A 20,114-nucleotide genomic window follows, 5' to 3' on the forward strand; every position below is an offset into this window, starting at 1 on the left:
GGGGCTGGCCGCCGCGCGCGACGTCGCTCAGAGCCGCATGCCCGAGCCCGGCAGCGGGTGCCACGGCTGGCGGCGGGTCGTGTACTGGCCGCGCACGAACGCCCCGAGCACGGGCGCGATGTTGCGCGCGATATCGTCGTCCCACTCGCCGCCGTTGATCCCGTCCTGCGGGGAGAGATCCGGCGAGAGCAGGAAGAAGCCGGGGTAAAGCCGCCGCGGCATCTTGATCTGATCGAGGTCCTCCTTGAAGACGTCGATGTCGACGCGCACGAGCCGCACGCTCCGGAGCGCGGTCTGCATCAGCGGATCGCTGAGCGCGCGGTCGACGCCGCGGCACGGCTCGCACGGATCGCTCGTCGTCATCACGAGGACCTTCTCGCCCCGGGCGTGCGCATCCGCGCGCTGCTTGGCGAGCTCCTCGCTGAGCGTGGAGACGTCGACGCCGATATCGACGATGGAGACCCCGCCGATGCGCCGCTGGATCGTGTGCTGAGGGACGCTGCCGCCGGGCTGGGCCGCCGGAGGAGGCGCGTCCGGCAGCGGCGCCGCCGGGGACGCGGTGCTCGCCGGCTCCGGCGAGCGCTCACCCTCCCCGATGGCGGCGGCGGCGGTCTCGCCGCTGTTGTGCGTCCTCCACATCCACATGCCGAAGCCGATCGCCGAGCTCCAGCAGAGGGTGAGGAGCACGCCGAGCGAGAGCCCCACGCTGGCGAGCACCTGGCCCCTGCGCGCCTCGGGGGCCCGCTCGATCTCGCGGCGGGCCGCCCAGCCGAAGGCGATCGCGGCGATGGCCCCGAGCGGCCCGAAGAGCGCCGCGACCACCGAGCTCACGGCCAGCGTCGAGAACGGCGGTCGCTCCGGCGGGAGCGGCCGGGTGAGGTAAGGATCCTGGATGACCGGCAGCGGCGTGGTGGCGCCGCTCGGCGACGGCGCTCGGGGAGCGGCAGCGACGCGCGCCGCCTCGTCGCAGGCGGGCGCGCTGACAGGCAGCTCGCCCTCGCCGGGCAGGAGGCCCGCCCGCCCATCCCGGAGCGCCGCCAGAGGCTCGTTCGCATCGCGGTTCGGCGGTGGCTGACTCGGGCCGCATGCGTGGCTCACGTCCCTTATCCTAGCGCCAGAGTCGGAGCTACGCCCGCGGTACGCGCCCTCTCGTCGCGTCGGAGCTCAAGGGATGCAGGCGCGCTCGAGCACCCGCAAGACTGCGCGCTTCGTGCTCACACCGCGGCTCATCGCCTCCGTCCATGCGACGCCCACGCGCTCGCCGACGAGGGCCAGGCTGGGAGAATCCTTTACAGGAGTCACCCCATCCGACACCCGGATCCCCCGGGCAGAAGGCGCTCCGTCGGCGGCCAGCTTCACGAGCAGGAGCTGCCCCTCGGCCTTGCCATCGTGGCCGACCCACGCCACGAGCGCCCCGTCCCCGCTCGGCGCGATCGCGCGCCACTTGCCCTTGCCGAGGACCCAGGGCGCCCCGCGAGGCTGCGCCTCGGCGTCCAGCGCGCGGGCGATCAGGGTGGACCCTTCGTTCCACGCCACGAGCGCCCCGCCGCCGGTGGCCACGAGCCCGAGCCGCCGCTCCCTGTCCGGCGTTTCCTGAGTCGCCGCGGCCGAGAGGTCGCTGCCTTGGGGCTTGGCCACGACGTGGGCATTCCCTTCCCTGCCGGCCGCATCGAACCGCGAGGCCTGGATGCTCCCGTCCGCCTCGTCGTGCCACGCGACGAGGTAGCCGCCGGACGCGTCCGCGGCGACCGCCGGCCAGCGCGGCTTCTTTGTGTGGCGCGTTACCCCCACGGCCTTGAGCTGCGGCTGCGCGGGATCCACCGGCGCGAACCGGAACACCCCCAGCTGATTGCGCTCCGCCCCGAAGGGGGCCGCCGCCACCAGGGCGCCGCCCGGAGCCGGCGCGATGGCGACATGCTCGCTGACGTCCCTGCCGATGGCGCCGACGCGCTGGATCTCCGCCGGCGGGGTCGTCTCCCAGCGGGGCCGGGCGTACGCGAGCCCCTCCGCGTCGAACCACGTGATCGCCCACGCGTCCCCGGACGAGAAGATCCGGAGCCCTGCCTCGCGCGTGTTCGAGATCGCCCTCGCCCGGGCGATCTGCCGGGCATCGCTGTCGAAGCCGGCGAACGCGATCTGCGCGTCCCCGCCCTTGAGATCCACGAGCCACACGGCGCCGAACGAGCCGTCGGCCCGGCCCGCCACCCCCATCCCCTCGCGCAGGATGTAGGTCGCCATATCACCCGACTTGACCTTGCACGCAGCGAGGGTCCCGAAGGGAACGAACTCCAGCACGCCGGTCCCCTGCGGAGGCGCGATCTCGACAGGCGCCGTTGCGACAGCGGGCTCGGTCGAGGCGCTCGATGCGGGGGGGCCGGTGGGAGGACCGGAGCGGGGCTCGGCGTCGCTCGAACCGGACGCCGCGGCCGCAGCGCCCCCGGAACGGGAAGCGCTGCGATCGCAAGAGCCGCCAAAAACGGCAAATAAGGAGAAGGCCACTACAGTGGCTAAAGAAGAATAAGAAGAGCGCTTTGTGCGAAGCAGAGGACTTGAACCTCCACGGGAGTTACCCCACTGGAACCTGAATCCAGCGCGTCTGCCAATTCCGCCAGCTTCGCGAGCGGGGACGGCATCACTACCTCACCCCTTCGCGATCCGTCAAGCCCCGCGTCACGCCCTGAGCGTTTTTCTTCCATCCCGTGTTGCCCGCCGCCGGTCACGTTGCGTCGCGTCGCGTCTCGTCATCGTTACCGGGCAGCGCGCGGCTTCCCTCGCTTCACCCGCTGACCTCGCAGCGGTGTCCTCGCAGCGCTCTGGGCCCCCGCTGACCCCGCAGCGGTGCACGGCGAGAGGCGCATGTGCTAGGGGAGCGCGCTCCCATGGCGGCTATCGGCTCACCTCCCCCTCTCCTTCTCATCGTCGGCGTGCGCGCCGTCGACCCAGCCCAACAGCTCGACGACGTTGTCGACGTCGTCGTGGAAGACGGCGTCATCACCCGGGTAGGACGCGGCGCAGCGACCGACGATCTGCGCCGCGCCGACCGGGCCGAGGTCGTCCAGGGCGAGGGGCTCCTGCTCCTCCCCGCCTTCGTCGATCTCCACGCCCACCTGCGCGAGCCCGGGCAGGAGTACAAGGAAGACATCGCCTCCGGGCTGGCCGCCGCGGCTGCCGGCGGCTTCGCGCACGTGTGCGTGATGCCGAACACGCGACCCGTCAACGACACCCGATCCATCACCGAGGCCATGATCGCGCGCGCCCGCGCGCTCTCGGGGCCCGCCCTCCACCCCATCGGCGCGATCACGATGGGCCAGAAGGGCACCGAGCTCACCGAGATGGCCGACCTCAAGGACGCCGGCGCGGTGGCGGTCTCCGACGACGGGCGCTGCGTCACGTCGAGCGCGGTGATGCGCCGCGCGCTCGAGTACGCAAAGACCTTCGATCTCCCGGTCATCCAGCACGCCGAGGACCACGCGCTCACCGAGGGGGCGCAGATGCACGAGGGGGCGATCGCGACGCGGCTCGGCCTCCGGGGCTGGCCCCGCGTGGCCGAGGACATCATCGTCGCGCGCGACGTGCTGCTCGCCGAGGCCACCGGGGCGCGCTACCACGTGGCGCACGTCTCGTCGCTCGGAGCGGTCCGCATCCTCCGCGAGGCGAAGGCCCGCGGCATCGCCGTGACCGCCGAGGTGACGCCGCACCACCTGACGCTCACCGACGCCGCCGTGCTCGGCTACGACACCGCGTGCAAGGTCAACCCGCCCCTGCGCGAGCAGGCGGACGTCGACGCGCTCCGCGAGGCGCTCGCCGACGGCACGATCGACGCGGTCGCGACCGATCACGCGCCCCACTCGACGCTCGAGAAGGACTGCGAGTTCGCCGAGGCGTCGCCCGGCCTCATCGGCCTCGAGCTCGTCGCCCCGGTCCTGCTCGACCTCGTCCGCCAGGGCGCCCTCCCGCTCGGGCGGCTCGTCGACGCGCTCACCCGCGCCCCCGCCCGCATCGCGCGGCTCGACGCGCCCGCGATCAAGGTCGGCGCCCGCGCCGAGCTCTGCCTCGTGGATCCGAACCTGAGCTTCGTCCTCGACCCGGCGCGCCTGCGCTCGAAGAGCAAGAACACGCCGCTGCTCGGCAAGCAGCTCACGGGCCGCGTCAAGATGACGCTGGCCGCCGGCAGGGTCGTCTTCATCGACGGCGAAGGAGCAGCGACATGAGCTCGCGCAAGGTCCATTTCGTCAGCCTCGGGTGCCCCAAGAACCGCGTCGACTCCGAGGTGATGCTCGGCGTCGCCCGCGCGGCCGGCTACGCGCACGTCGACGACGCCGCCGAGGCCGAGGTGATCGTCGTCAATACCTGCGGCTTCATCGGCGAGGCGAAGAAGGAGTCGATCGACGCCATCTTCGAGATGGCGCAGCACAAGGAGCGCGGCAGCTGCAAGCGGCTGGTGGTCGCCGGCTGCCTCTCGCAGCGCCACCCCGAGGATCTCGCCCGCGAGATGCCCGAGGTCGATCACTTCCTCGGATCGAGCGACATGCTCAAGCTCGGCCGGGTGCTCGCGGGCGACGCGGAGCGGATGCTCGTCGGCAACCCCGCCGAGTGGCTGATCCACGCCGGCGATCCGCGCACGCTCTCGACCCCCGGCGGCAGCGCCTACGTCAAGATCGCCGAGGGCTGCAACCGCACCTGCTCGTTCTGCGTGATCCCCGATCTGCGGGGCGCGCAGCGCTCGCGGCCCATCCCGGACGTGGTGCGCGAGGTGGAGCAGCTCGCGGCGGCGGGCGTCCGCGAGATCAACCTCATCTCGCAGGACACGATCGCCTACGGCCGCGACGCCGCGGGCCGCGCGCAAGGCGACGCGCGCGCGACGCTCGCGCAGCTCGTGCAGCAGGTCGCCGACGTGCCCGGCGTGCGCTGGGTGCGGCTCTTCTACCTGTACCCCGAGACGATGACCGACGATGTCATCGAGCTCCTCGCCGACCACCCGCGGGTCGTGCCCTACGTCGACATGCCGCTCCAGCACGCCGCCGACGCGATGCTGCGCAGGATGCGGCGCGGCCACGGCGGCGACCGGCTCCGGCGGGTCGTCTCCACGCTGCGCGAGCGCGTGCCCAACCTCACGTTCCGCACCGCGTTCATCGTCGGCCACCCCGGCGAGACCGACGCCGAGTTCGAGGAGCTCTGCGATTTCGTGCGCTGGGCCGAGTTCGAGCGGGTCGGGGTGTTCCGCTACTCCGACGAGGAGACGAGCCGCAGCCATGCGCTCGAGGGCAAGGTCCCCGCGCGCACCGCCGCGAGCCGCTACCGCCGCCTCATGACGCTGCAGCGCCGCATCGCGCACAAGAAGAGCGCCGCGATGATCGGCCGCGAGCTCGATGTGCTCGTCGAGGGGACGAGCGACGAGCACGAGTACGTGCTCATGGGCCGCCACGCCGGCCAGGCGCCCGAGATCGACGGGCAGGTCTACCTCTCCGGCGGCGAGGTCCGCCCGGGTGAGATGTGCCGCGTCCGGATCACGCAGGCGAGCGACTACGATCTGGTGGGCGAGCTGCTCGACGAGGAGGAGGGCGAGCGCGGCGCCGCGCTCCCCCTGCCCCCGGAGCTCGGCGCGGTCACGGCGAAGCGGCGCGTCGCCCTGCGCGTGCTGCAAACCGATGGACGCGAGCGCCAACAGAATTGACGGCCCGGCCGGCGGGCCGCGGCGCGACGGCTGAAGATCACGGCATACCGCGGCGCTCGCGGGCGTCGAAGGCGCGGCACACGGTGTGCTATGAAGCGGTGCCGTGCCGATGCTCCGCCGCGCTGCGCTTCATCTTGCTCTTGCCCTCGCGACCTCGCTGCTCGCCGGTGCAGCGTGCCTGAGCCCGACGTTGCCCCTCCCCCCGCCCGAGCCGGCCGACACGATGCGGCCGTCCGCGGACCGGGAGGGCGTGTGGCAGATCTCGGGCAACTGCAGCCCTGGGGCGCGCGTCAGCGTGTTCAACGAGCGGACGCAGCGGGGCGTGATCGAGGACGACACCGACAGGAACGGCCGGTACCACCTCGAGATCGAGGCGGAGCTCTGCGACGTCCTGCTCGTGTGGCAGGAGCTGGAGGGCAACGACGAAGAGAGCGCGGCGCAGTCCTTCGTCGTCGAGGAGCGCACGCCGCTCGGCGTCGTGAACGACGCCTGCCCCTGAAGGCCGACGGGCGCGCCGCCGCGGCGCGATCCCCGCGGGCCTGAGCGGGCGCGACGACGCGGCGCGCTGGGCCCGACGGCCGCCGTCGACGCGCGCGCGGGGCATCGTGATAGGGTGGTGGCGTGATGGCGACGATCCCGCCGAGCGTCCCGCCGAACACCACCCGGGTGCTGGTCGTCGATGACGAGCCTGGCCTCCGCCAGGTGCTCACGATCGCCTTCCGCCGCCAGGGCTACGAGGTCGTGCTCGCGCCCGGCGCCCACGCCGCGCTCGAGGCCATCCGCCAGAACCCGCAGCCGTTCCCGCTGATCCTCACCGATCTCGTGATGCCCGACGGCTCGGGGATCGAGGTGCTCACGGCCGCGAAGGCGCGGAGCGGCGCGACCGAGGTGATCGTGATGACCGCGTACTCCACCGTGGAGAGCGCGCTCGACGCGATGCGCCACGGCGCCTACGACTTCGTGACAAAGCCGTTCTCGCCGGCGGAGCTCACCGCGCTCGCGGCGAAGGCGCTCGAGAAGAGCTCGATCGTCGCCGAGAACCAGCGGCTGCGCGCGCAGCTCGAGCGGCTCGATCTGCCGTCGCGCGAGCCGCTCGGCACGAGCGCCGCGATGCAGCGGATCTCGGAGCTGATCGGCAAGATCGCGCCGACGCGCACGACCGTGCTGATCACGGGCGAGAGCGGGACCGGCAAGGAGCGCGTGGCCCGCGCGATCCACGATCAGAGCGACCGCGCCGCGAAGCCGTTCCTTGTCGTCAACTGCGGGGCGCTGCCGGAGGCGCTCATGGAAAGCGAGCTGTTCGGCCACGAGAAGGGCTCGTTCACCGGCGCCGGCGCGCGCGCGCTCGGGCTGTTCCGGGAGGCGGACGGCGGGACGCTGCTCCTCGACGAGATCGGGGAGCTGCCGGCCTCGCTGCAGGTGAAGCTCCTCCGCGTGCTCCAGGAGCGGAAGGTGCGCCCGGTCGGCGCCGCCGCGGAGCTCGCGGTGGACGTCCGGCTCCTCGCCGCGACAAACCGCGATGTGGAGGCCGAGGTGCGCGAGGGCCGGTTCCGGCAGGATCTCTATTACCGGCTCAACGTCATCCGCATCGAGCTGCCGCCCCTGCGCGAGCGCCCGGAGGACATCTCGCGGCTCGCCGAGCGCTTCCTGCGCCGCTTCGCCGCCGAGCTCGGCAAGGACGTCCGCGGCCTGACGACGGACGCCGTGCGTGCGCTCGACGCCTACAGCTTCCCGGGCAACGTGCGCGAGCTCGAGAACATGATGGAGCGCGCGGTGGCGCTCGCCGGAGGGCCCTCGATCGGCCTCGGCGACCTCCCGAGCGCCGTCGCCGGCCTCAGCGCGAGCCCGGCCCCGCTCCTCGCGCAGCTGCCGGCCGGCGGGTGCATGCTCGACGAGGTGCTCGGGGAGGTCGAGCGCCGGCTCATCCTCCAGGCGCTCGAGCACACCGGCGGCGTCCGCAAGGCCGCCGCGAAGCTGCTCGGCGTCTCGTTCCGGTCGCTGCGCTACCGGCTCGCCAAGCACGCGCTCGCCGCCGACGGGGAGGGCGACGACGATCTGGAGGGGTGCCGACGAGAATCGTCACCGCCCGGTGCCCCGCAGTGACGGTTTTCGTCACCGTCGCAAACGAACACAAACACACACCTCCCGGAGCTCGCCCCGCTCCACTCGAGGAAAACCGAGGCAACTCATGAGCTTCTCGCGCAAGTCGACGACGACGCCGGGCCGCGCTCTCCTTGGCACGTCGCCTGCTGGAAGGTCCGGACGGATGCGGAGCACGCAGCGACAGCGAAACGCAGCGAGGCGAGCGTTCACGCTCATCGAGCTCCTCGTCGTCGTGGCGATGGTAGGTGTCCTCGCGGCGCTCGGCATGGTCGGTTACCGCAAGTACATGAACGCAGCGGGCATCGCCGAGCCGAAGGCCGTCATACAGGGGATCCGCGGTGCGCAGGAGTCCTACAAGGCCGAGATGCTCGTGTACCTGTCCGTCTCGAGCTCGCTCAACAACTGGTATCCTGCGGGGACTCTCAATGACCGGAAGCGCGCGTGGGGTCCCCCCCACGACGACGAGGCCAACTGGCGGATGCTCAATGTGACGACCGACGGCGCGGTCCGCTTCGGGTACGCGTCGGTGGCGGGCGATACACCCGCCTTCACCACGACCGGCCTCGCGGACTTCACCTGGGACGGGTTGCCCGGGCCTCCGCTGGCAGATCCGCAGTTCGCACCGAACGGCCCCTGGTACATCATCCAGGCAGCCGGCGATCGCGACGCGGATGAGACGTACGCCTTGCTCCTGACGACATCCACGATGTCCGGGATCTACTGGGAGAACGACACGGAGTAGAGGATGGTTTGCCCCGGCGCGGCGCAGAGAGCGCCTGTCCGTGGGAGAGGTTTTCGCGCTGCGGGCTGGCCGGGCCCCGCACCAGGCGACGTCACGGTCGGTCTCGGCGAAGAATCCAATTAAAGAAAACATCACGGAGGATCGACACTCATGCGTGCACTGAAGCGATACGACAGGAGAGGCTTCACCCTCGTCGAGCTCATGATCGTCGTCGCCATCATCGGCGTCCTTGCCGCGCTGGCGATCTTCGGGGTCCGCCGGTATCTCGCGAGCGCGAAGACCTCGGAGGCCAAGAACTCCGTGGGCGCGATCTCCCGCGGCGCGACCTCGGCGTACGAGCGCGAGAGCGCGGCGTCCGAGATCCTGGGCGAAGGTAGCGAGTCGACCGGCGCGAGCCACGCGCTGTGCACGTCCACGGGGGCGGATCACGATGCTGTGCCGAGCGACCCCGCTCTGGTCCAGGGACGGAAGTACCAGCCGGCCACGGCAGAGGGTAGCGATTTTGAGACGGGCACGGCGACGGACGGGTGGAAGTGCCTGAAGTTCTCGATCTCCCAGCCGATCTATTACCAGTATCACTACAACGCGGGCGCCGGCTACCTCTCGGCTGGTCAGCCCGGCGCGCCCACGATCTCCTCTGGTGTGGACCCCGCCAACGGGCCGAACGGCTTCGAGGCCGCGGCGCAGGGCGATCTGGATGGGGACACCACGGTGAGCACCTTCGCGCGCGCTGGCAACGTCAACCACACTACCAGGCAGCTCATCGTCTCGACGCAGGTTCATATCGACAACGAGTACGAATGATGGCTGCGTGGGCTGCCCTCTCGGCATGAAGTGGGCAGCCCCGCTCGACATGACGATGGTCTCCGGGGCGGAAGGTGGCATGTCATGGGGAGCGCGTCAGCACAGCGAAGACGAGGCTTCACGCTCGTCGAGCTCATGATCGTGATCACCATCCTCGGCGTGCTCGCCGCCTTGGCTGTCGTCGGCGTGCGCAGCTACCTCGCCACGGCGAGGACGGCGGAAGCCAAGCAGACCGTCGGCGCCATCGCCCGCGCCACCGTTGCCCAGTACGAGCGCGAGCGCGACATCTCCCAGATCATGCCCGCCGCAGGCGGAAGCGCGGAGGTCACCCATATCCTCTGCGGCTCGGCGACACCGGTCCCCTCCGCGTTCACCTCCGTCCAGGGCAAGAAATACCAGCCCGGCGCGGCGCCCGGCGCCGACTTCGCGACGGGCTCGTCAATCGCGGGCTGGCAATGCCTCGGTTTCTCGATCAGCCAGCCTATCTACTTCCAGTACTCCTATCAGGTCGGCGGCAACTATGTGAGCCAGCTCATGCCAGGTGCACCCATTCCCAGCGGCGCGGAGGCTTTCGAGATCGCGGCGCTCGGGGATCTGGACGGTGACGGCCTGACGTGCGCGATTGTCCGCACCGGTGAGGTGCGGAACGACGAGATCGCGATGAGCCCGGTGCTCTTCACGAACAACGACCCGGACTGACACGGCCACGCCGCCGGTCGCGCTTGTTGGATCGTGGAGGGGTGAGGTAGAGAGGAGCCCATGACCTGGCGCTCCTGGAGCGCGCTGGAGCTCAGCGCGGCCTTCGCGGTCGGCGGCAGCGTCCTCGCCGTCGCCGTTCCGGCGTTCTTCCGAAACCTCAGCGCGTCCAAGCTGAGCGAGCCGATCGAGGGGCTCGACCGGCTGGTGACCAGCGCGGTCGCCTACGCCGAGTCGCGGCCGCAGGAGATCAGCTTCCCCCCGTCCGCCCCGCTGACCCCGGCGCAGGTGCCGCGCGGCGTGCGCGCCGTCGATCCGCCGGAGTCGTGGGAGCACCTCACGTGGCGGTCGCTCGACTTCCGCTTCGAGGGGCCGCACGCGTTCGCCTTCCAGTTCACGAGCGAGCTCGACGCGTCGAAGGCCATGCGCTTCATCGCGACCGCGCACGGCGACCTCGACGGGGACGGCGCGCTGTCCACGTTCGAGGTGCGCGGCGAGCGGATCCCCGGGGAGCCGGCCCGCGTGCTCCCGGGCATGTTCGTGGACCGCGAGGTGGAATGATGGAGGCTCATCCGGCGCCTGAGACAGCGGCCGGTCCGGCAGCCCGCCCTCTCCTCTCCCGCGTCGCGCGCGCGCGCGACGCGCTCGTCACGGTCGCGCTCTCGGCCGCCGCCGCCGTCGCGATCGGGAGCGTGCGCGCGCCGGCCGCGGCGCTGGAGCAGCGCGTCGCCGAGACCTCCGACGTGTACGTCCTGCCGCCGCCGGACGAGGTGGTCACCCTGTCGCTCGGCCACCGCTCCGCGCTGGCCGATCTGCTCTGGTCCCACGTGCTCGTCTCGCAGGGGCTGCACACCTTCGAGCGCCGCCGCTTCGAGAACCTCACCTTGCTGCTCGACGCCATCAACGCGCTCGACCCGACCTTCCGCGAGCCCTACGTGTTCGCCGATGCGCTCATCACGTTCCAGACGGCCACGACCCCGCGCAACGAGGTCATCAAGGCACGCGAGATCATGGAGCGCGGGGTGCAGAACCGCCCCCTCGACGGCGAGCTCTGGCTCGCGCTCGGCCAGTTCGTCGCCTTCATCGCGCCGGCCTCGTACCTGACCGATCCCGCGGAGAAGGCGCAGTGGCGCCTCGACGGGGCCCGGATCCTCGCGCGCGCCGCGGAGCTCGGCGGCGACGACGCGAACATCAGCTGGCAAGCGCTCGGCGGCGCGGGCATCCTGGGGCGCGCCGGCGAGCGCGAGGCGCAGATCCGGTTCCTCCAGCGCACCCTCGCCGTCACGGACGACGAGGAGCTCAAGCAGAAGATCCGCGCGCAGCTCGACGTGCTGCTCGGGGAGCAGGCCGCAGAGTCCTACCGCCGGCGCCTCGACGGCTTCAGCGAGCTCTGGCGGCGCGATCTGCCGTTCGTCAGCAAGACGGCGATCCTCGTGCTGGGCCCCCCGCGCGACCCGGCGTACTGCGCGGGCGGCGCCCACGCGGACGAGCCGCGCTGCGCGCCCACCTGGCGCGCCTGGGCGGAGCGGGTCGAGCACGACAGGTGAGCCGCCTCCAGCCCTGAAGCGGCTCGCACCGCGCCGGACGCTCGAACAGCGACGGACCCGCCCGGGGTTCGCGCCTCCAGCATCGAGCCGCCTCGAGAAGCGCTCGAATCGGCGCGAAGAGCGAGGCCGCCACGATGAACGGAGCGCCAGGGACGCTCAAGAGAGGTTCTCCCTCTCCCCATGTCCCTGGCGTCGCGTCACTCGAACCTGACGGCCGCGGTCTTTGTCTCGCCGGCCTTCACGGAGACGGTGACCGACTTCTTCCCGAGCTCCGAATGGATGAACGTCACCGTGTGCGCCCCCGCGGGGACGCTGACGCCGACCTTGGGCGTGCTCCCCAGCGGCCGCCCGTTGAGGACCACCTTCGAGACCGGGATCGAGTTGATGTTCAGGGTCGCGTTGCCAGCGGCGGCCGCGGGCGCAGCCGCAGCGGCCGCCTCCGACCTCGGCGCTGCGGCCGCCGCCGGGGCAGGCGCAGGCGCAGGATCCGGCGCGGGTGCCGCGGCGACGGCGGCGGCCGGCGCGGGCTTGCTCGCCTCGTCGAGCGCGATCCGGATCGTCTTCTCGGGCTGCCCGTCCTCGAACGAGATCGCCTGGGAAAAGTCCTCGTACCCCCTCTTCGCCGCGACGACCTTCCAGCCCTCCGACGGATTGACCTCCACCTTGACGGGCGGCTTCTTCCAGGCCGAATCCGGCAGCTTCTTCTCCGTCCCCTTGGCGCTCACCAGCTTGACCGAGGCCCCCGACGTGGCGAGATCGAGCGTGACCTGCCCCTTCAGCACCTTGAGCGCGACGGCGCCGAGGTCCTTCATCTGGCCCTGACCGACCTCGACCGTCTGCTCCACGGGCTCGTAGCGCTCGCCGCCGTCGAAGCGGATCTTGTGCTCCCCCGGCGATACGCTGACCTCGAGCGGCAGCGTGCCTTTCTCCACGCCGTCGACGAGGACCTTCACGCCGGGCTGCGCGCCCGACGCCTTCACGCCGGTCGTCGTCGACGCGTTGGTCGAAGTCCCCGCCGCGTTCGCGCCGTCGAGCGTGATCACGATGACCTTCTCCTTGCCGCCCTCCACGATCTCGACGGCATCGCGCGGCGGGAAGTCGGGGGCGAGGATCTTGACCGCCTTCGAGCCGGGATCGAGCTCGCGCACGATGCAAGGCACGGTGTCGCAGCGCTTCTGGCCGTCGATGAAGATCTCGGCCCGCGCGACGGAGGCGCCGCCCGGGGTCTTCAGGTCGATGTTGAGCGCGCCTTTCTTCGGCACCAGCAGGAGCACGGCCAGGATCAGCACGGCCACCAGCGCGAGGCCGCCGAGGAGCACGCCCGCCTTGCCGGCCCCCTGCTGCATCGCGGGGCGGGGGCGGATCGCCGTCGGCTCGTCGTTGTTGCGCGACAGCGGGCGGTGGCCGATGTCCGGCATCGGAGGCGCCGGCGGGGCGCTCGGGATCGGCGGCGGCGTCGGGATGGGGGTGCGCGCCTTCGCGGCCGGCGCCGCGCCGCCGGAGCTCGCGAGCAGCGCCGCGGCCGCCTTCGGGATCGCCGGCATGCCCCCCGCCGGCAGCGGGGTCGTCCGCCCGGGCATGCTGTCGCTCCCCTGCCGGTCGTAGACGTGGGTCGACTCTTCATCGTCGTCCCAGTTCATGTCGACGGCAGCGCCCTTGCCCGAGCGAGGCTTCGCTTCTTCAGCCGCCTTCTGCGGCGGCATCACCGACGGCGCCCGCACCGGCGGAGGGACCACCGGGGGCAGCGCGCTGGTCGGCGCCGGCGGCAGAGGGCTCTTCGACGGCAGGGCCGGGGCGGCGATCGCGGGCAGAGACGGCTGCCGCGAGCGACGCGGCACCACGGACGGCAGAGCGCCCGGCTTGACCGAGGGGGGCATCGGCGGCGGCAGCGAGCCGGGACTGGTCCCCTTCGGCATCACCGGCGGCGGCAGCGAGCCGGGACTGGTCCCCTTCGGCATCACCGGCGGCGGCCGCGAGCCGGGACTGGTCCCCTTCGGCATCGGCGGCGGCAACGAGCCGGGACTGGTCCCCTTCGGCATCGGCGGCGGCAACGAGCCGGGACTGGTCCCCTTCGGCATCGGCGGCGGCAACGAGCCGGGACTGGTCCCCTTCGGCACCGGCGGCGGCAACGAGCCGGGACTGGTCCCCTTCGGCAGCACCGGCGGCGGCGGCAACGAGCCGGGACTGATCCCCTTCGCCGTCACCGGCGGCGGCGGCAGCGGAGAGGCCATTCCCCCAGGGAGCGTCATCGCATGGTTGTTGGGAGGCGGCTGCAGCGCGCCGACCCCGCCGACGAGGGTGCGGTGCCGCGTCGGCGGCGAGGGGGGCACGAGAGCGGGGGTCGTGGGGCGTGACGACTTCTTCGCGAGCCCCTCGAATACGTCCAGATCGCTGCCGCCCTTGTTATCCGCCATGTTCGAGAACTCCTCACGACATGCGGCGCAGTTCGCCGCGGCTTCCGGGAAACGATCGCGCAGGCTCCGCGCGATGAGCGTGACATGGAACAGCAGGCCCTCGGCGCGGGCGCGCGCGGAGAGCCCTGCGCAAACCTGACCCGCTGAAGCGTACCGCTGGTCCGGTAATTTCGCGAGCACCATCGCGGGGATGCCGGCGCCCGAGCCACGGCGCATGCACCGCGATCTCGCGCGGATCCAGCGCGTCGCGACCGGCGAAACGCCCCATCACGTCCGCGGCGCTCGAGGCCTCGGACAAGCGCTTGCCTGCTGTCATCGTCCGGAAACAGATGCCCAGCGCGACGTGGACCGATCGCGCGCCGCTCGCGATCGCGCGCAACGATGCGACCGCACGCCTCGACACGATGGCGCGCTCGCGCTCCCGGCACGTCGCGCGCGCGACCTCCGCCAGCGAGCCCACGCCGATCCGCGCCGAGAGGTCGCAAGCTCCGAAGGACTGCAAACGGTGCACCGACGACCTTTTTCTAGTCCCTCGGACCGCCGGCGCACAAGCACCTACTGCATCCCAGGAGAGGATCCGGGCGCGCCCACGCTCAGGGGTCTCCGTCCGTCGTTTCCTCTCTCTTCGGCTTTTTGAAGTATCGCACTCGCTTCTGCTGGAGCGGATACCAGACGCTGTGCGGAACGATCGGTGTGGATTCGAACATCCTGCCTGCACCGGGCGCCTCGGCGCGCGTCAGCCGGACGACGCGCGGGCCCGAGGGCGGGTGAACCGCGGCGCCGGAGAGATCTGTATCGCCGCCGAGGGCCACCGAGAGCGGCCGGGAGAGGTAGATCCGCGAGGAGCACCCGAGCCGCGCCAGGAAGTCCTGAAGGAGCTTCGCGTCGCGCCGGTCCACGGGCGTCGGGGGCGGCGCCGAGGCGTCCGGCGACAGCGCGGCGGCCGGTGCGCTGGACGGGCCGGCCGCCACCCGCTCGACGTAGATCAGCATCCCGTCCTCGTCGTTGACGCCGAGAGCAGCCACGGCCCCCGCGCTGCCGTCAGCCCCCGTCGCGATCCGGACCGCGCCGCGGACCGGGGGGGTCGGCGAGGCAGAGAAGGCCCCGGCCGAATGCCACAGGCTCGACGCCGCGCCCCGGCCCGCGCCGGGCGCCGCGCCGCCGTCTCCGTCGCCGAGCACCGCCACGGCCGCGCCCGTCCCGGCCGGCGGGGGCGCCCCGGGCTCGCCCAGCGGTGTGGCCACGACGGTCCGCGGATCGACCTTGAGCACCCGCAGCCGCACGTCGGGCCGCGCGGGGTCGGGGCGGAGCTCGGTGGTCGCCACCGCGTACGGGAAGCCGTGCTGCGGGAGCCCCTGGGTGCGCCAGATGCCCTCCCCCGCCTCGGCCGGCGCGGCGCGCGGGGCGAGCGGCGGCCCCGGCAGGAGGTGCCGCAGCGTCATGTAGAAGAAGTCGCGCGCCTCCCGCCGGATGTAGCGGGGAAAATTCATCAGGCCCATGCCGCGGATGAGCCGGCGGCCGCGGAACCGGTAGCCCGAGAGCCCCGAGACCTCGCCCTCCGCCTCCCATTCGCCCTGGAGCGGGCGCCCCAGCGCGGGCAGCTCGCCGCTCGGCGCCACATGGTAGAACTCGAGCCCGCTGTGGCCCGCGTTCATGTCGAGCGCGATCCCGTAGGCGCAGCGGGCCTGGATCATCGCCCGGGACAGGGCCTCCGGGCTCACGTCGGCGCCGTAGAAATACGCGACGAAGCGCTCCCGGGTCAGGCAGATGCCGGTCCTCACCGTGTGCGTCTTGTCGGCCCAGCCGGGCGGCGTGCCCCCCCACCACGTCCGTCCGAACGGATTCCACTTCTCGTCCTGGACCATGACCGTCATGTTCTGACGGAACGAGAGCATCCACTCGGGGATCGTCTCGTCCTCCGACCAGGTCCCGAAGACGGTGCTGCCGTCGCGCCGGACGGCCACGGTCGCGGCGTACGGCTTCGGCGGCAGGTACACCACCCCGTCGGCCATCATGCCGAACTCGCCGTGCATCGCCTGGAAGCCCGCGTTCGACGCCGCGACCACGCGCTTCATGACCTCGGGCGTGCGCGGGATGAGCCCGGGCCCCGCCTCGCCCGTCGCGCCCTTGGGCTCCACCCTGCCCGCCATCATGTGCAGCTCCACCTGCCGCGGGTCCCAGAGCGCGACGTAGACGCGCGTCGCCTTGCGCGAGCGATCCGCCCGGATATACGTGGTCATGAACGCCGGCGGGAGCCCGTCGAGCTTGCGCACGAAGGCGTCGCCGCCCTGCGGGTTCCACTGCCCCTCCCCGGGCAGCGCCGGCGTCACCCACGGATCGAGCGGCGAGGGCGGCCAGCCGATCTCGGGATCGATCGGGCTCTGGCGGACGGGCGGATCCAGCGCGCTCTTGCCGAGGTCCGAGGCGATGTCCTCGGCGCCCGTGTCGCCCGTCACCGCCTCCTTGTTGCGGAGGATGAAATCGAGCGCCGTGAACGCCACGGCCTTGACCGTCTGCATCGCGGCGTCGCCGATCAAGAAGCGCACCCGGTCGACCGCCCAGGTGACGAAGTTCCCCGGCCGCGCCGTCTCGAACGCCTCGGCGCGGATCCACGCGGGCAGCGGCGCGTCCGCGCCGTGCAGGGGCAGGCGCGCCTCGCGGCCGGCCGCGCGGACGACGACCGCGCTGTCGTCCTCCAGGGCGATCGCGACGTCGCCCGCGTTCGGGGCGCGTCGGCTGCCCCCGTCGGGCTCCGCGGCGCCGGGATCTTCCGCGCCGGGATCGCCGACGGCGAGGTCCTCGGCGGGGGCGGGGTCGATCGCGAACGTCCGCCGGCCGATCCCGCGCAGCCGGCCGGTCGTCTGCCAGTTCGTGAGGGCGAGCTGGAGCCGCTCGACGAGGGGCCAGTCGGCGCCGCCCGGGAGCTCCCGTCCGCCGAGATCGAGCACGTGCACCGTGGGCGACGCGGCCTCGATCAGCGGGCGCGAGATGTACGCCAGCGCGTCGCGGCGGAGCACGGGCTTCGACTCGTCCGCGCCGCTCGTCTCCGTGAGGTTGTGGATCCCCGAGACGTCGAGCAGGACGCCCTCGGGCGAGAGCCTCGTGTCGACGAGGTAGAGGTCGGTGGGCTCCCCGCGGTCGGCGTCAGCGCGCGCGCCGCGCGCGACGGCGCGCGCGCTGATGCCGAGCGGGCGGAAGCCGCCGCGCGGCGGGTCCACCCAGACCACGTCGCCGGACGCCGCGGTGATGCCCTGCTCCGAGAGCTCCTCGGCGAGCGCGGCCGAGCGATCTCGAGCGCCGCCGCCCACGTCCGGCGACATCGCCACGGCCGCGGCCATGCAGAGGACGATGATGCCGATGCGCTCGCGGCGCAGGGAGGGCGTTTTCGGGGACAGCATTCGCCAACAACGCGCGGCGGGCCGGGGCTCCTGCCCGAGCGGCCGAGAACGACCAGGCGCGCGCGAGCCCGCCGTTATCACCGTTTTTGTACCGCGGCCAGATTCGGGGGGCGCGCGTCGGGCAGCCCTCCATGCGGCCGGCTCTAGCGTCCGCCGAACCGGCGGTGCTACATCGGGCGCTCGCCATGTCGAACGCTGACTCGCCCCCTCTCCGCCGCGATGAGGCGCTGACGATAGCGCGCCTCGCCCACCTCGACCTCTCCGCTGAGGAAATGGAGCGCCTCACCGGTGATCTCGGCAACATCCTCAGCTACGTCCGGCAGCTCGAGGAGCTCGACGTCTCGGCGGTGCCGCCGACGGCGCACGTGCAGATCGAGCGGCTGCCGCTCCGCGCCGACGAGGAGGCGCCGAGCCTGCCGCGCGAGGTGGCCCTGCGGGAGGCGCCGCGGGTCGAGGACGACGGGTTCGCCGTGCCGGCCTTCGTGGACGAGGGGTGAGGCCGATGAGCACAGCGATCCTCGATCGATCCATCCCGGAGCTCGCGGCGCTCGTGCAGCGCGGCGAGGTGAGCGCCGAGGAGGTGGCCCGGGCCGCGCTCGCGCGCATCGAGCAGCGCGACGGCGGGCTCGGCGCGTTCCTCACCCTGCAGGGCGAGCAGGCCCTCGAGGCCGCGCGCGCCCTCGACGCGAGGCGCGCGCGCGGCGATGCGCTCGGCCCGCTCGCCGGCGTGCCGGTCGGGCTCAAGGACGCGCTCTGCACCGAGGGCGCGCCGACGACCGCCGGCTCGAAGATCCTCACGCGGGCGGCGGCGGGCGGCTCGTCGAAGGCGCCTGACCCGTCGCGCGGGTATCGCCCGCCGTACGACGCCACGGTCGTCGCCCGCCTGCGCGAAGCCGGCGCGATCCTGCCGGGCAAGTGCAACATGGACGAGTTCGCGATGGGCTCGTCGAACGAGAACAGCGCCTTCGGCCCGGTGAAGAACCCGTGGGACCCGACGCGCATCCCCGGCGGGTCGTCCGGCGGCAGCGCGGTCGCGGTGGCGGCGGGGATGACGCCCGGCTCGCTCGGCTCGGACACGGGCGGCTCCATCCGGCAGCCGGCGAGCCTCACCGGCGTCGTCGGCATCAAGCCGACGTACGGCCGCGTCTCTCGCTACGGCCTCATCGCCTTCGCCTCGAGCCTCGACCAGATCGGGCCGTTCGCGCAGGACGTGAAGGGCGCCGCGCGCCTGCTCGAGGTGATCTCGGGCCGCGATCCGCGCGACGCGACGAGCCTCGACGCGCCGGTGGGCGCCTACGAGGCCGCGTGCGGCCGCGACGTCGCGGGCCTGCGCATCGGCGTGCCCGAGGAGTACTTCGCGAAGGGCATCGATCCGCAGGTCGAGGCGAAGGTGCGGGAGGCGATCGAGGGCCTGCGCGGGCTCGGCTGCGAGATCAGGCCCGTGCACCTGCCGCACACGCGCTACGCCGTGGCGGCCTACTACATCGTGGCGACCGCCGAGGCGTCGTCCAACCTGGCGCGCTTCGACGGCGTGCGCTTCGGGCTGCGCGTGGACGGCGAGCGCGGCGGGAAGGCGGACCTCCAGGGCCTCTACGGCAGCACGCGCGGCGAGGGGTTCGGCCGGGAGGTGAAGCGGCGCATCCTGCTCGGCACGTACGTGCTCTCCGCGGGCTACTACGACGCGTACTACCTGCGCGCGCAGAAGGTCAGGACGCTGATCCGGCGCGACTTCGACGAGGCCTTCCGCGAGGTCGACCTCATCGCGGCGCCGGTCTCGCCGACGGTCGCGTTCCGGCTCGGGGAGCGCGTCGACGACCCGCTCTCGATGTACCTGGCCGACGTCTACACGCTGCCCGCGAGCATGGCGGGCCTGCCCGCGATCAGCGTCCCGTGCGCGACCGCGCCGGCGCCCGACGGCGGGCCTGCGCTGCCCGTCGGCCTGCAGCTCATCGGCCCTGCGCTGGAGGAGGCGCGGCTCTGCAGGGCGGCCTACGCGTGGGAGCAGATCTCTCCGGTGCGCGGGCTGCGCGCGCGCGTGTCGATCGCATGAGGAAGGGAGCGCGAAGGTGAGCTCCGCGATCGCGGTGGCGGCGGCCGGCCCCGAGCACCTGGCCGGGCTCGAGGCGCTCTTCGAGGCCGCCGGCACGCCCTGCTACTGCCGCTACTACCACTTCGGGGGCACAAACAACGAGTGGCTCGCGCGGTGCTCGGACGGCCAGGGCGAGAACCGCCGGGAGTTCGCCGAGGCGCTCGCCGCACGCAGCGACGAGGCGCGCGGCGTCGTGGCGCTCGCGAAGGACGTCTCGGACGTGGTCGGGTGGCTCAAGGTCGCGCCCGCCGCGGTCGTGGCGAAGGCCTACGAGCGCCGGCTGTACCGGGGGCTGCCGTGCTTCGCGGGCGATCGCGCCGGCGTCTTCCTGATCGGCTGCGCCGTCGTGCACCCGGGCCATCGCCGGCAGGGCGTCGCGACGGCGCTCGTCGCGGGCGCGGTGGAGCTCGCGCCCGCCTGGGGTGCGCGCGCCCTCGAGGCCCTGCCCCGCCGTCCGAAGGAGCCGGTGAGCGACGAGGAGCTGTGGACCGGCCCCGTCTCCGCGTTCACGACGAACGGATTCGTCGAGGTGAACGCGTTCGAGCCGTACCCGGTCCTTCGCCGGATGCTGTGACCGCGCCGCCCCGCGGACGTCGCGGGCGGGCCCGGCGGCCGTCGCGCTGCGCTTGCGCGCGCCGGCCGACCAG

Annotated in this window: 17 protein-coding genes and 1 tRNA gene; 12 read left to right on the forward strand and 6 right to left on the reverse strand. The window is 72.6% G+C overall.

What is annotated here, in order from left to right; translation table 11 throughout:
* Positions 1–27: 27 nt before the first annotated feature.
* The 3 genes from WMF17_RS22340 to WMF17_RS22350 form a co-directional block, all read right to left on the reverse strand.
* Positions 28–1,098 (reverse strand): DUF4190 domain-containing protein, encoded by a 1,071-nt coding sequence (locus WMF17_RS22340; RefSeq protein ID WP_437651169.1) that lies wholly within the window; start codon positions 1,096–1,098, stop codon positions 28–30.
* 66 nt (positions 1,099–1,164) lie between these two features.
* Positions 1,165–2,238, reverse strand: a complete 1,074-nt coding sequence (locus tag WMF17_RS22345) for a hypothetical protein (protein WP_437651170.1) — start codon at positions 2,236–2,238, stop codon at positions 1,165–1,167.
* 296 nt (positions 2,239–2,534) lie between these two features.
* A tRNA-Leu gene (locus WMF17_RS22350) sits at positions 2,535–2,618 on the reverse strand.
* Positions 2,619–2,879: 261 nt separating this feature from the next.
* Between WMF17_RS22350 and WMF17_RS22355 the strand changes: the two genes are divergently transcribed.
* The 9 genes from WMF17_RS22355 (at position 2,880) to WMF17_RS22395 (ending at position 11,566) form a co-directional block, all read left to right on the forward strand.
* The gene (locus tag WMF17_RS22355; protein ID WP_437604108.1) at positions 2,880–4,211 is read left to right on the forward strand and encodes a dihydroorotase; all 1,332 of its coding nucleotides are present in this window, start codon (positions 2,880–2,882) and stop codon (positions 4,209–4,211) included.
* Positions 4,208–5,674, forward strand: coding sequence for a 30S ribosomal protein S12 methylthiotransferase RimO (gene rimO / locus WMF17_RS22360; RefSeq protein WP_437604109.1), 1,467 nt, complete (start codon positions 4,208–4,210; stop codon positions 5,672–5,674). The genes WMF17_RS22355 and rimO overlap by 4 nt, the downstream gene beginning before the upstream one ends.
* A gap of 109 nt (positions 5,675–5,783) precedes the next feature.
* Positions 5,784–6,173 (forward strand): hypothetical protein, encoded by a 390-nt coding sequence (locus WMF17_RS22365; protein ID WP_437651369.1) that lies wholly within the window; start codon positions 5,784–5,786, stop codon positions 6,171–6,173.
* 125 nt (positions 6,174–6,298) lie between these two features.
* Positions 6,299–7,777, forward strand: a complete 1,479-nt coding sequence (locus WMF17_RS22370) for a sigma-54-dependent transcriptional regulator (RefSeq protein ID WP_437651371.1) — start codon at positions 6,299–6,301, stop codon at positions 7,775–7,777.
* Between the two features lie 163 nt (positions 7,778–7,940).
* On the forward strand, positions 7,941–8,519 hold the full coding sequence (locus WMF17_RS22375; RefSeq protein WP_437651172.1) for a type IV pilin protein: 579 nt from the start codon (positions 7,941–7,943) through the stop codon (positions 8,517–8,519).
* 150 nt (positions 8,520–8,669) lie between these two features.
* A complete protein-coding gene (locus WMF17_RS22380; protein ID WP_437651174.1) occupies positions 8,670–9,323 on the forward strand; it encodes a type IV pilin protein in 654 nt (217 codons plus the stop codon).
* Positions 9,324–9,458: 135 nt separating this feature from the next.
* The gene (locus tag WMF17_RS22385) at positions 9,459–10,022 is read left to right on the forward strand and encodes a type IV pilin protein (protein WP_437651176.1); all 564 of its coding nucleotides are present in this window, start codon (positions 9,459–9,461) and stop codon (positions 10,020–10,022) included.
* Between the two features lie 60 nt (positions 10,023–10,082).
* Positions 10,083–10,580, forward strand: a complete 498-nt coding sequence (locus tag WMF17_RS22390) for a hypothetical protein (RefSeq protein ID WP_437604114.1) — start codon at positions 10,083–10,085, stop codon at positions 10,578–10,580.
* Positions 10,577–11,566 carry a hypothetical protein gene (locus tag WMF17_RS22395; protein ID WP_437651177.1) on the forward strand — a complete coding sequence of 330 codons (990 nt, stop codon included), beginning with the start codon at positions 10,577–10,579 and terminating at the stop codon, positions 11,564–11,566. The genes WMF17_RS22390 and WMF17_RS22395 overlap by 4 nt, the downstream gene beginning before the upstream one ends.
* Before the next feature lie 197 nt (positions 11,567–11,763).
* Here WMF17_RS22395 and WMF17_RS22400 read toward each other — a convergent pair whose 3' ends face one another.
* The 3 genes from WMF17_RS22400 to WMF17_RS22410 all read right to left on the reverse strand — a co-directional run bounded on the left by WMF17_RS22400 (position 11,764) and on the right by WMF17_RS22410 (position 17,378).
* Entirely contained in the window at positions 11,764–13,980 is a 2,217-nt protein-coding gene (locus tag WMF17_RS22400) for a PEGA domain-containing protein (protein ID WP_437651179.1), read from the reverse strand.
* A 13-nt stretch (positions 13,981–13,993) separates the two neighbouring features.
* Positions 13,994–14,491 carry a hypothetical protein gene (locus WMF17_RS22405; RefSeq protein ID WP_437651181.1) on the reverse strand — a complete coding sequence of 166 codons (498 nt, stop codon included), beginning with the start codon at positions 14,489–14,491 and terminating at the stop codon, positions 13,994–13,996.
* An 82-nt stretch (positions 14,492–14,573) separates the two neighbouring features.
* Positions 14,574–17,378: a hypothetical protein gene (locus tag WMF17_RS22410; RefSeq protein ID WP_437651183.1), complete on the reverse strand. Its 2,805-nt coding sequence runs from the start codon at positions 17,376–17,378 to the stop codon at positions 14,574–14,576.
* A gap of 185 nt (positions 17,379–17,563) precedes the next feature.
* Here WMF17_RS22410 and gatC point away from each other — a divergent pair, with 185 nt between their 5' ends.
* From gatC to WMF17_RS22425, 3 genes are read left to right on the forward strand one after another with little or no spacing between them, the layout of a single operon-like run.
* Positions 17,564–17,875 carry an Asp-tRNA(Asn)/Glu-tRNA(Gln) amidotransferase subunit GatC gene (gene gatC, locus WMF17_RS22415; RefSeq protein ID WP_020737093.1) on the forward strand — a complete coding sequence of 104 codons (312 nt, stop codon included), beginning with the start codon at positions 17,564–17,566 and terminating at the stop codon, positions 17,873–17,875.
* A gap of 5 nt (positions 17,876–17,880) precedes the next feature.
* Positions 17,881–19,428, forward strand: a complete 1,548-nt coding sequence (gatA, locus tag WMF17_RS22420; RefSeq protein ID WP_437651185.1) for an Asp-tRNA(Asn)/Glu-tRNA(Gln) amidotransferase subunit GatA — start codon at positions 17,881–17,883, stop codon at positions 19,426–19,428.
* Positions 19,429–19,444: 16 nt separating this feature from the next.
* Complete coding sequence (locus tag WMF17_RS22425; protein ID WP_437604120.1) at positions 19,445–20,041, forward strand: GNAT family N-acetyltransferase; 597 nt, start codon at positions 19,445–19,447, stop codon at positions 20,039–20,041.
* Positions 20,042–20,114: the final 73 nt, after the last annotated feature.

It is taken from the genome of Sorangium sp. So ce362, assembly GCF_051519845.1.
Classification (GTDB): Bacteria; Myxococcota_A; Polyangia; order Polyangiales; family Polyangiaceae; genus Sorangium.